Source organism: Alkalicoccus luteus, assembly GCF_052061695.1.
Classification (GTDB): domain Bacteria; phylum Bacillota; class Bacilli; order Bacillales; family Salisediminibacteriaceae; genus Alkalicoccus; species Alkalicoccus luteus.
In genome coordinates, this window is the sequence record NZ_JBPZEY010000009.1 from 1 (window position 1) to 12,075 (window position 12,075).

At 52.5% G+C, this 12,075-nt stretch carries 9 protein-coding genes and 1 riboswitch; of the genes, 1 reads left to right on the forward strand and 8 read right to left on the reverse strand.

The genetic code is table 11. The annotated features are described in order from the left end of the window. Window positions 1-188: 188 nt before the first annotated feature. The 8 genes from ACSZLD_RS12455 to ACSZLD_RS12490 form a co-directional block, all read right to left on the reverse strand. Window positions 189-974, reverse strand: coding sequence for an energy-coupling factor transporter transmembrane component T family protein (locus tag ACSZLD_RS12455; RefSeq protein ID WP_444685358.1), 786 nt, complete (start codon window positions 972-974; stop codon window positions 189-191). Further along, entirely contained in the window at window positions 971-2,515 is a 1,545-nt protein-coding gene (locus ACSZLD_RS12460) for an ABC transporter ATP-binding protein (protein WP_444685359.1), read from the reverse strand. The genes ACSZLD_RS12455 and ACSZLD_RS12460 overlap by 4 nt, the downstream gene beginning before the upstream one ends. Further along, window positions 2,490-3,095, reverse strand: coding sequence for an ECF transporter S component (locus tag ACSZLD_RS12465; RefSeq protein ID WP_377909319.1), 606 nt, complete (start codon window positions 3,093-3,095; stop codon window positions 2,490-2,492). The genes ACSZLD_RS12460 and ACSZLD_RS12465 overlap by 26 nt, the downstream gene beginning before the upstream one ends. A gap of 2 nt (window positions 3,096-3,097) precedes the next feature. Continuing rightward, window positions 3,098-3,712 (reverse strand): YkoF family thiamine/hydroxymethylpyrimidine-binding protein, encoded by a 615-nt coding sequence (locus tag ACSZLD_RS12470; RefSeq protein ID WP_444685360.1) that lies wholly within the window; start codon window positions 3,710-3,712, stop codon window positions 3,098-3,100. Between the two features lie 175 nt (window positions 3,713-3,887). Beyond that, window positions 3,888-3,990, reverse strand: a riboswitch (TPP riboswitch). A 139-nt stretch (window positions 3,991-4,129) separates the two neighbouring features. Next, a complete protein-coding gene (locus ACSZLD_RS12475) occupies window positions 4,130-4,966 on the reverse strand; it encodes an N-formylglutamate amidohydrolase (RefSeq protein WP_444685361.1) in 837 nt (278 codons plus the stop codon). Further along, window positions 4,963-7,113 (reverse strand): M20/M25/M40 family metallo-hydrolase, encoded by a 2,151-nt coding sequence (locus tag ACSZLD_RS12480; protein ID WP_444685362.1) that lies wholly within the window; start codon window positions 7,111-7,113, stop codon window positions 4,963-4,965. The genes ACSZLD_RS12475 and ACSZLD_RS12480 overlap by 4 nt, the downstream gene beginning before the upstream one ends. A gap of 31 nt (window positions 7,114-7,144) precedes the next feature. After that, window positions 7,145-8,758: a gamma-glutamyltransferase family protein gene (locus ACSZLD_RS12485; RefSeq protein WP_377909307.1), complete on the reverse strand. Its 1,614-nt coding sequence runs from the start codon at window positions 8,756-8,758 to the stop codon at window positions 7,145-7,147. Window positions 8,759-8,920: 162 nt separating this feature from the next. Next, on the reverse strand, window positions 8,921-10,624 hold the full coding sequence (locus tag ACSZLD_RS12490; protein WP_444685363.1) for a sigma-54-dependent Fis family transcriptional regulator: 1,704 nt from the start codon (window positions 10,622-10,624) through the stop codon (window positions 8,921-8,923). A gap of 212 nt (window positions 10,625-10,836) precedes the next feature. Between ACSZLD_RS12490 and fdhA the strand changes: the two genes are divergently transcribed. Beyond that, entirely contained in the window at window positions 10,837-12,051 is a 1,215-nt protein-coding gene (fdhA, locus tag ACSZLD_RS12495) for a formaldehyde dehydrogenase, glutathione-independent (RefSeq protein WP_377909305.1), read from the forward strand. The last annotated feature ends 24 nt before the right edge of the window (window positions 12,052-12,075 follow it).

The following is a 12,075-nucleotide window of genomic DNA, read 5'->3' on the forward strand; positions in this document are numbered from 1 at the left end:
AAGTAGTAAACTAAGTATAGACGATCATCTGGGAAAAAGGGAGCAAAAAAGATAAAGAAGACCAAAAACGTCCACAAGGACGTTTCTAGTCTTCATCAAGGACTTTTTCAGTGGCCCCGGCTTCCACTGGTCCGGCTTTATGCTCATACAGATCCTTCTCTGAAGACCTCAGCTTCCGCTGTCCGCCGCTATGACCCTGCTTGGTAGCCAAAGATCGATAAGTAGCCAAGATAGTACGAAACAGCGAACGTAAGCAGCATGGCACCGTTAATCAGCCCGAAAAACGACCAGTCCCGTGCCTGTATCTGCATGTGATGGTAGTGTGTCCGCTCGGTGGAGCCGGTGAATCCTTTTGATTCCATCGCATTTGCCGTCCGTTCTGCCCGGCGGATCGCATTGGCCATCAGGGGAACAGCGTAGCGGCGGAACTGCAGCATCCGTGCCTTTACCCCTTTCGCTCTGCCAACTCCGCGAACCCGCTGCGCCTGCCGCAGCAGCTGAAATTCATGACGGAACAATGGCAGAAACCGGTAGCCTGCAAGCACTCCATAAGTAATGGAAGGCGGAAGTTTAAACTGCTGCATTAAACTAAGCATGAACTTCGTAGAGTCGGTCGTCAAAATAAACAGCAGCGACAAAGCCCCAAAGCAGAGAGAGCGCAAGGCAAGACTTATCCCGACAGCAACGGATCCTGTGGTCACCTCAAACCGCCAAACGGTAAATAACGTTCGGCCTTCAGCAAACGATCCTGAAGCATACAACATGCTCATCCAGGCAAACCCTGCCGCAAGCACCGTAAAAGGCATGAAGAACAGAAGCCACTTTTTCAGCGGAACGCCGCTGAAAAATACGGTGTAGCCGATGATAAACAGTAAAAACACAAGCGGGGTGAATATATCGAAGCTGAAGCTCAGTATGACACCCGGAATGAGAACCGTCACGGCTTTCAAAGCCGGATTAAGGGAAGCTGTCATCCTGTCACCGCCTCCCGTTCCGGCTGCAGCAAGCTGCAGGACTGCAAGAGGTCCTGCTCTTTCCAAAGCTGCTGCGGTTCCCCCTCGAAAGCCGCTTCTCCGCCCTTCATGACTAACACGCGATGACAGTAGCGATCGACAAGCATCATGTCATGGGTGATCAATACAACTGCGGTTCCGCCGCTGCGCAGCTCATCAAGCATGTTCATCAAATCAGCTGTAGACGCCGCATCCTGGCCAAACGTCGGCTCGTCCAAAAACAGCACGTCTGGAATGTCGCCCAGCATGACTGCTGCACTAAGACGGCGCTTTTGACCACCGGAAAGCGTAAACGGATTGTGATACCGGTGCTTCTCCAGCCGGAAGCGCCTCAACAGCGCCTCCATCCACTCTTCTGCATCATCACGTCCTGCAAGCTCCGGACCGAATAACAGCTCCTCTTGAACCGTATCGGTAATAAACTGGTGCTCCGGATTTTGGAATACAAATCCGGTACGCTTGCGAAACTGCTCCTCACCCAGTTCCTGCAAGGCTTTTCCACCGAGTTCAATACGGCCGGTGTCCAGCGGGAGCAGTCCGGCGGCTGCCTGAAGAAGTGTGGTCTTTCCAGATCCGTTTTCACCGGCAATTGCCAGCATTTCTCCGCGGTGCAGTTGAAACGAAGCGTGCTGCACGATCGCTTTTTTCCGCTTGGAGACTGTCAGGTTTTCTGCACGGAAGATTGTCTCTCCGCGGTGTGGACCCGGACTTCGCGGCGGAAGCGGATCGTATCGGAAAGGCAGATGAATGCCTTCGCGTTTAAGCAGGCTTCGTTTCGTTTGATAGATAGTATCCGGACTCCCGTCCAGCATGACGCTGCCGGCTGCAAGAAACACGGCCCGGTCTAGAAGGGACAGCCAGCGGTCAGCCTGATGCTCGATAATCAACACCGTACAGCCGCGTGATCGGCGGATTCGGCCGATCAGCTCTACCAGCTCTTCTCCTGAAGCTGGATCAAGATTGGCCGCCGGTTCATCGACGATCAGCACCTCCGGATCAAGAAGCAGCACGGAAGCAAGCGCAATCTTCTGCTTCTGGCCGCCGGACAGCTCATGAATAGCCCGGTGGCGAAAGTCGGTCATGTCTGTTTCTCTCAGCACATGATCGATTCGTTCGTCCATTACGTCTCGTGGAGCGGCAATATTTTCGAGCACAAACGCCAGCTCGTCTTCCACACTGATCATACAGAACTGACTCTCCGGGTCCTGAAACAAGACGCCGATGTGCTGTGCTGCTTCCCCTTTCCTATAGCTGGAAAGCGGTCGTCCATGCAGCCGGACCTCGCCGCGCATCGTTCCTTCCACCGCTTCTGGATAGAGTCCGTTCATGATCAGAGCGAGCGTGCTTTTCCCGCTCCCGCTCGCGCCTCCGATCAGGCAGCATTCGCCTGCCTGAAATTGAAGACTGATATCGTGAAGAAGCGGAGCTTCTTCTTCATAGGCAAAGCTGACGCGCTTCAGCTCTATGACAGGAGGTTTAGGATGCTTTTCGAATCCGTCCATGCTGTTTCACCTTCCCTAATGCATAGCCTCTGAGCACCCCCGTCTTGGCGAGCTGATCGCTGATCCATTTTCCGAGTACGCCGGCGAGCAGCGCACCGCTTGCCAATCTGACGAGCAGCGTTGCAATAATCAAGCCTGCCGGAAGTGCAGCCAGGCCGGACTGGAACCAGCCCCAGGCGTAGCTGAACAGCGCAGCGGACATCCCCGCTGCAATAAGCACCCAGAGGGAATAATTTTTCCATTTTGTCGCTGCAAACGCAGCTTCGGCACCGAGCCCCTGAATCGCCGCAGAAATGATCAACTGTGGGCCTGCCGGGCTCCCGACCAGCACCTGTACCGTGCCTGCTATCAGCTCCGACCAGAACGCAGCGCCCTTTTTCCGGATGATGTAGGCCGCTACAATGGAAACGATAAACCAAATTCCAAAAATCAGCTCATAGCCGAACGGCGCGAGGCCGAACGGCATGAGTGCATTTCGCAGACCTTGACCGAAGAAGTAAAAGCCGAGATAAATAAAGGCAAATACGACGCCGAGAATGGACATCAGGACAATTTCTTTCAGCTTCCAGTCTCTAAGCAGCATCAGCCGTTCCTCTCATTGTCTTTTTTCGACGGGCTGTTCGCAGATACTGTGGCGGTCATCGTTACGTGTCCGTGCGAGCTCGACTGCGCTGTATCAACAAATATTTCTTCAAGTGTCCCGAACACCTCATTCGCTGATCCATCGAGCCGTGACGCATAATGAACGCCTTTCGTAAACGTACCGTGCTCTTTTGCCGTTTCAACCTGGTCGGCAATGACTTGCATATACTCCGGGTTGTTCATTGGATATAGGGCGAAATGGGTCGCTGCTTCTACGTTTGTGTCGGCCGATGCTTCTTTATTCAAGCGCACGCCGTCTTCTGACATATACGTGTCGCCCTCACTGTCTCCAGGACAGCCGATCGAAAACGTACCGTTAAACACCGTGTGCGTGCCGTTTTTTGCCGCTTGTACGAATACAGCTTCAGCGACATCAAAAACGTGCTCACTCCTGCCGCGGACACAGGTCGTAATATCATCTGTCTGCATCCATACTTTCGACGTATCAACCTCTTGCAAAGCGGATTTGATAATGTCCGCAAACTGATCGGACATCGGATATACCGCAAAGCGCACTCCTACAATTCTGCTTGTTCCACAACTGACCTGACTCATTGAAACATTCCTCCAGCCGGCGGCGAACGCCAGATTATTTTACGATTCGAACGAAAAAAAGACAGTCCCCCCGCGGGACTGTCTTACATGCTGAAAATTCATTTATTCTGACAGGCGGCACCGAAAAAAAAGAGCATCTTCATGATCAGTCTCAGAAGATGCAGGTAACCGGCAAAGAAAGCCGCCTGCACTTCCCCACGCTGGTATTATCCAGTTCGGGTTCAAAGGGTTAACGGGAAGACCCGTCTCTCAGCATTGCAGCACCCCCAGTGCGTTCCGTATCGAATTGTAGTTTCATTGTACCCTTTCAAGCGGTACTCTGTAAAGCCCGCTGCCGAAAAGCACCTCTTCCCTGCGAACAAACCCGGCCCTTGCAGCAAAGCGAGAGCCTGCTGCAGGCTCCTATTGTCTGATCGTTTAGGAAGCAGGTTCTTCCCCCGCCTCAGGCTGCGCAGGTGCTGCCACTCGCTCCAGTACAAGGAGCAGTTTGTCACGAAGCTTCGTCAGCCGCTCCAGATCAGCAGCGGACGGGACGGGACCCGCTGCAGCCGGCAGGTACAGGCGCCTGTTCAGCTCAAGCTGTATCCACGGAATATCTGTCCGCGGTCCGTGCAGCTGCGTAATGTACCCGCCTCTGAACGGGGCGTTTACAAGCACAAGCGGGATTCCTTCTACCATTTCATCTGCAAACTCCCGTTCCAGCTCCTGCTTAAACAGCTGCATGAATTCCGGCGGCGCCGTGATCGTCTCTGTCTCTCTGCCTCCGCCTGCACTGCCGCGGTTGCTGATGCACATTAACGGACGCTGTTCCCACGTATTGCCGTCCTTAGCCGGTCCAATGTCCAGCATCGTATGGCAATCCACTGCAAAACGCAGCCCTTCTTCACTAGATGCATGCATCAGCTTTTGATGATACGGAGCATGTACGGCTTCAATCAGACTATTCGTTTCCTCGTCGCTCAACGGTTCGCTCCACACCTGCTGGCCGTCGACAGTGAGCGTTTTGACAATTCCGTCCGGATTTGCTGGAGGACGGTCCGTCGGATCCCTGTTCAGGTCAATGACGACCCTGGCAGTATCAGCTGCCATAAACGTCTGCACGCTGCCGCGGAAATCAAACAGCTCCTGCGTCCACGTGTCGCCGTCACGAGCAACGTCCGCCTCGGACAGCAGCAGTCTTTCTTTTAAATGGTCCGGAATATGCGATCCCCCGTGAGGGACTGAAATCAAAATCGGAAGGAGAGCTTGCTTCATGTAGATTCCTCCTGCAGGTAAAGTGCTAACAGGACTGCCCGCTGTACAAGTTCACTTCGATGCATCGCCTCATCCGGCGTATACAGCCTTCTGCTTGCCGGTGAAAATCCGCAAATACACGGAATATTCTCCGGTACGACTCCGGACGCTGTCGCCAGCAAGCTTGATTCTGTTCCAAAAGGCAGCTGATAGGCCTTTGCCCAGTGCTCCAGCCGCTCCAACATCGGGTGACTCTTTTGCCGTCTCAGCGGCGGCCGGGCTGTGATTTGTTCAATGTACGTTTTCATTCCCGTACGACCTGGTCTGAACAGCTTTTTCATTTGTTCTTCTGCTTCTTCTGCCAGCTTATCGTCCAAATAAGTAACGGCAATCGTTGCTGTGACGCGATGCGGCATGAGGACGCTGTACCGTTCGGATTGAATATCCTGGACGGAGACAGCGATCTTTTTTCGGCGGCTGCTTAACTCACGCAGACTCGCTGTCTGATCCAGAAACCACGTAAGCACGTCAAGCGGCTGGCTTTTTCTGCCGATGCGCTCCGGGTCTCCCTCCGCAATGATGTGATAGTCACGTGAACCGCGGCGCTGATCGACGACTTTTCCTTCCACAAAGCCCGGCTGCAGCACGATAACATCCTCAGCCTCTGCCGCTGCTTTTTCGAGCATCGCAGAGGAATAGCGCATCCCGCGTCCTTCATCAGCATAAAAGAAAATACCCGTTTTCGTGCCCGCAAGCTTTTTCTCATCCTTCAGTGCCTTCAAGGCTGCAAGAGCTGTTGTAATTCCCGCGCGGCTGGAGGCGACCCCTTCGCCATAAATCCATTCCTGCTCCTTTCGAAACGAGAGCGGATAACCGGTTCGCTTCCCCGGCACATCGATCGGAACCACGAGAAGCGTTCCTCCTTTAAGACCTGCCTTCGTTTCCCACGTCCATGCCGACCTGCCGTTAGTCAGTTCGGGAACTTCCTTCAGCGACAGCTTTGCAAGCCGTTCCTCAAGCCGTTTCCGTACGCTGCTTAAGCCGACTGCATCCTCTGTTCTCGAGGAAAGATTCGTCCAGCTTTTCAGCTCTTCTTCCAGCCTGCCGCGCGTAGTGGTAAGCCGCTTAAACAATTTATCCGCAGTCGTCTTCATTTCATGTGATTCCTGATCAAAGAAATCCTTGCCAAAATAGCGTTCACACGTCACATCGATCAGCCGGTTAACGAGCGCCGCATAATCCATGCCGATTTTATCGGCCGCAAACACGAGCGAGCCGTCTGCACCAAGACTGGCCATTGAGTTCACTTCCAAAATATACGGGTTCCCTTCCCGGTCAATGCGGAAGTCGACCCTCGCACTGTCATGACAGTGAAGCGCATTAAACGTCTGTACAGCCAGCTCTTTCACTCGTTCTGTTTCTTCATCGGAGAGCGGCGCCGGGCAGACTTTTTCGACGGTCCGGCCGCTTTGATTTTTCTTGTCTTCAAACGTATAAATTTGCGGACCTTCCCCGAATACGAGTTCAACCGGCGGAAGTGCTTCTACCGGATTGTTGCCGATCAGCGCTACGTTTACTTCCCGGCCTTCGATGTACTCTTCTACGAGCGTCGGAGCGTTGTATGTTTCATAGATGACACGGACGCCTTCGCGAAGCTCTTCTTCGTTATGCACGATTTTCAAACCGAACGATACCGCTTCGTCCTTTGGTTTTACGATAAGAGGATAGGTAAGCGACTCCCGCAGCGGGCTGTCCGGCTTATCAAGAACAGCAAATTTTGGTGTAGGCAGCCCCTGCTGCATGAGCAGGATTTTTGTCACAACTTTATCGAGCGCTAGAGCATGCGTTTCCGGACCTGAACCGACGTAAGGAATGCCGAGCATTTCCAGCATGCCGGGCACGTGCATATATCTGCCGCGCCCTTGGATACCGTAGCTTAAGTTGAAAACAAGACCAGGCCGCTCTCCTGAAATAACGGAGGGCATAAAATCTTCCAGGTTTTGAATCAGGTTTTTATCGCCTTCAAACGTTTTTACTTCGTGCCCGCCTTTTTTCAATCCTTCCCGAATGAGCCGGATCGTTTCCAAACCATATTTCTCCCGATTCTGGGTTCCAAATAAGTTAATGACGGCTTGGCTTTCTCTGTTGTACACCACTGCTATTTTCACGCAAACACACCCTTCTTCCTAATAGTAGTCATTAATGAGTCTGTTCCGGCCCTTCTGCCGTGCCATCACGGCGCGGGTCTGCAACTCCCTGGTACTTTTCCCAAAACCGTACAGGAAGCTGGACTCCCTGAACACAGCCCGTATAAAAACTGTACGCATCTTTTCGCTGCAGTTTAAAACTGGCCAGCTGCAGCGCTTCATACACCTGCTTGGAAAAACGGTCTTTTTCGATCATCAGTTCACCCTGGTCAGACGCATGGAAACGCGGTGCGGCAATGGCATCCTCCAGTGACTCACCTTTATCAATCAGCCGCACGATCACCTGTGCAAGAGTTGTTGAAATACGGGCACTTCCTGGGCTGCCGAGCAGATACTGAATTTTACCGCGTTTTTTAATCAGTACCGGCGCAACGCTGCTCCACGGCACCCCGCCCGGAAGCAGAAAATAAGGATGCGTTTTATCTTTGTATTCAAATGCACTCATGTAATTGTTATAAAAAAAGCCAAGTCCTTTTGCCATCCGCTTGCTGCCGAATACGAGCTCCACAGACTGCGTAATGCCTACGGTATTCCCGTCTTTATCGGTTACAGACAAATGTGTCGTTTCCCCTGATACCGGCGGTGCTGCGAAGGTATCTTGAAGCGCCAGCTTATGAATGTCCCGGATCCGCTTTGTAATTTCGGAAGCATATCCTTTATCGACCATCATTTGCGAAACAGATTGCAAATAGTGGTCTGGGGAAACGGGCATCCGCTGGCGGTAATTTAACGCAAATCGGAAGGCAAGTGCTAAAATCACTGCACCGGCCGGAGTATCCGGATCCAGCTCGTCAGGCTCAAATCCTTCCAGGGTATTTAATATTTGAACGAGCACTCTCCCGGCTCCCGGCGGCGGATACGTGACGATCTCCATGCCGCGGTAGCTGCTCTCAAGCACTTCCCTTTCCACCGGCAGGGGGATTTGCTGCAGGTCCACTTCTGTAATCAGCCCGCCGCGCTCTTCCATATCCTGCAAGATCTTTTTCCCGATGCTGCCGGTGTAAAAATCTCGCCAGCCTTCTGCTGCCATCGCCCGGAACGTGGCAGCAAGCTCCGGCTGCTTTAGTATACTGCCTGCCTTCAGCGGCTTCCCTTTTGCAAAATACCGCTTCAGAATGAGCGGATCTTTTCGAAGCTGCTCAGCTTCTTTTACGATTTTACTGTGAATGAGCGACGTCACTTCCACCCCCTCTTCTGCCGCGCGGATGGATGGAGCGAGTACTTCTTCGAGCGAAAGGCTTCCGTAATTCTCATGCAGATAGCCTAGAGCTGCCGGTGTAGACGGAACGGTGCTTGATTTTAAGCCAAGCTTAATCGCCTTTGACGGATTTTTATGCGGGGACAGGACGTAAGGGGCACGAGAAGAGCCATCCAGCGCAAATGTTTTTCCTTCATCCTCGAGGTGGACCAGAGCCATCGATTGTCCGCCGATTCCCGACGCCTGTGGTTCTGATACGCCAAGACAGAAGGCTGCGGCTACTGCTGCATCGACTGCATTGCCCCCTTTTCGAAGCATGTCCACGCCTGCCTGTGTTGCTGTAGAGGACGCGGTCGAGACCATTCCCTCACTGGACACCGCATGTGATACGGGTCTAGATTCCTTCATGACGATCCCTGCCTCTCCGGACATACATAATATTCCATTCGATAGTAAAAAAGAGCGTCTGCTGGTGAGCGTGCAGACGTATTATTTTCATTATAGAGGGAAAAGCCTCCGCATACAATCTGCAGAGCGATTCTCCACCGTATACGTCGTTATTTCTGCGAATTACGTCTCATTAATCGAAATATCATACTTCTTGATTTTTGCGTACATGGTGTTACGAGCCAGACCGAGCGCTTCCGCAGCCTTCGACACGTTGCCGTCTGATTCTTTTAGTGCCCTGGCTACGGCTTCTGCTTCTATTTCTTCAAGCGTGCCGCCTCCATGTCCGGCATGTATCTCATACTCATCTTCAAATTGAATATGAGCTTCGTCAATCTGATGATGCCCTGCCAGAAATACACCTTGCATAAGCACACTTTGGAGCTCCCTGATGTTTCCCGGCCAGCTGTACACCTCCAGCCTGCGTTTCGCGGCTTCCGTTAAGCTACTGCCTGCCGCCAGCTGTCCGAGAAGCACCTGTGCCACCTCCAGCACATCCTGCCGTTCACGCAGCGGAGGCATTGTCAGATGAATTCCCTTCAATCTGTAATACAAATCTTCCCGGAAGCGGCCTTCGCGTACTTCCTGCTTTAAATTTTTATTCGTAGCTGAAATGACCCGAACATCAACAGGAATCTGTGCTACGCTTCCGATACGCGTGATCGCTCGTTCCTGCAGCACACGCAGCAGTGATCCCTGCGCCTTTAATGACAGGTCCCCTACTTCATCCAGAAAAATTGTGCCTTTATCAGCCGCCTCAAATTTTCCCGCCTGGCCGCGGTGGCTGGCGCCGGTAAAAGCTCCTTTCTCATAGCCGAATAATTCACTTTCAACGAGCGTTTCCGGAATGGCACTGCAGTTCAGTGCTACAAACGGTCCCGAGCTTCTGCAGCCTTCTGTATGCATCGATTGAGCCATCAGCTCTTTTCCGGTTCCGCTCTCTCCGTATATGATCACAGGATAATCTGAATCGGCCGCTTTTTTTCCGAGCTCTTTCAGCTGGGTAATGCTCGGGCAGGAGCCGGCAATATCATGAAATTGGTGCAGATGCTGCTCGGAACGGTCCCGCAGCGCGACAACCGTTGTATGCTTACCGACCGAGGTGCTTCTGCCTGAAGGAAGGCGGGAAATTTCCTGGCCGACAATGCGGGAGCCAAGTTTTGACCTGGCAAGTCCGTTGGCACGAATCACCTTGCCCTTCTGCACGGTAATCATCGGAATTCCGGCCAGCCGTGACGTAACGGCCAGCTCTTCTTCGAGCATCAGCTCCTCCTCCCTGGAGCGGTCCAGCTTCATCGCCTGAGCAGCTGCTTCTGCAATCGTTTCTGTGAGACTTAACAGCATCGGATGATAATTTTCTTTTGCGGTACTGATATTTATTGCGCCCCGAAAGCACTGGTCTGCGTCATAGAGCGGACTTGCTGCGCAAGTGAGGGAATGATGCGCTTTGTAATAGTGATGCTCCCCGTGAATGACTGCCGGTCTCCTGTCATACAGAACGATCCCCATTGCATTGGTGCCCATCGCACTTTCCGACCAGTTCGTACCGATCTCCAAAAATCGATCCTTAGCAGCCGCACCCAGACTTCCGCATTTCGTCAAAATATACCCTTCTCTGTTTACAAAAACGGCCGTATACGCTTTTGAATCAAACGCATGCTCCAGCTGACGAAACAGCTGTTTGATGTGCGTTAACAACGTTTCGTCCTGCTTAAGCATCATACGCAGCTTCCCTGCATTTACCCGTTTCGGCTGAACGGGGCTGTCGGGCAGAATACCGTAGCTTTCACAGCGCTTACGTGACGCCCCAATCAGTGACAGCTCCATGCGGGCCCCTCCTTTCAAACCGGTTCTACCGGAATCATACTAAATATTCAGAAATGTTTGTACTAATTTGAGACATCTTTGTTCATTTTTTGCACATTTTACCTGAACGCCGGAAATGAAAGCGCTTTTACAACGCATTTTACACGCTGGCATCGTTTTTGCATAGTAAATAGACTGCAAGCCATTTTCATCACTAAAAAGGAGGCACACGTATGGGTGGAAACAGAGCGGTAGCGTACATGGGGGCAGGCAAGGTTGAAGTACAGGATATTGATTATCCGGAGCTTATTTTACGGGACGGACCGGGGGTTAATCCGCTTAACGTCGGGCGCAAATGTGAACACGGGGTTATCCTCAAAGTTGTAACGACGAATATCTGCGGCAGTGACCAGCACATGGTGCGCGGACGGACGACCGCGCCAGAAGGATTGATTCTTGGACACGAAATTACTGGTGAAGTCATTGAATGCGGCCGGGATGTTGAATTTATGAAGGTCGGCGATCTCGTCTCCGTTCCATTCAATATCGCCTGCGGCCGTTGTCGAGCGTGCAAAGAACGGGATACGCATATTTGTCTGAACGTGAACCCTGACCGGCCAGGCTCTGCATACGGATATGTAGACATGGGCGGATGGGTCGGCGGACAGTCCGAATACGTCATGGTTCCTTACGCTGATTTCCAGCTGCTTCGTTTTCCGGATAAAGATAAGGCCATGGAAAAGATACGTGATTTGACGATGCTGTCTGACATCTTCCCGACCGGCTTCCACGGAGCTTACAGCGCCGGGGTATCACCAGGTAAAACCGTTTATGTTGCCGGAGCCGGGCCTGTCGGACTTGCTGCGGCTCACTCCGCTCAACTTCTAGGTGCATCTGTTGTTATCGTCGGCGATTTGATTCAGGAACGGCTGGACCAGGCGAAGAGCTTCGGATGTGAAACCATCAACCTCCGTGAACATGATGATATTGGCGAACAGATCGAACAGATTCTTGGTACAAATGAAGTAGACTGCGCGGTTGATGCAGTAGGCTTTGAAGCCTCCGCTCACGGGGCAAATGCCACCGAGGCACCGGCAACCGTGCTGAACTCCATTATGCAGCTCACCCGCGCAGGCGGAAAACTCGGTATTCCGGGACTCTACGTAACGGGAGATCCGGGTGGTGTCGATGAGGATGCAAAAGAAGGAACACTCAAAATCCGTCTCGGTCTCGGCTGGGCAAAGGCGCATACGTTTGTAACCGGTCAAACGCCGGTTATGCGTTATCACCGCGAGCTGATGAACTCCATTTTAAGCGGGAAAGCCCAGATTGCAAAAGCCGTAAACGCTACGGTTATTTCACTCGATCAGGCGCCTGACGGCTATAAGGAATTCGACGGCGGCGCCTCTAAAAAGTTCGTTATTGATCCGCATAGCATGCTGAAGTAACCATTCACGTGAAAACCGCCCGGA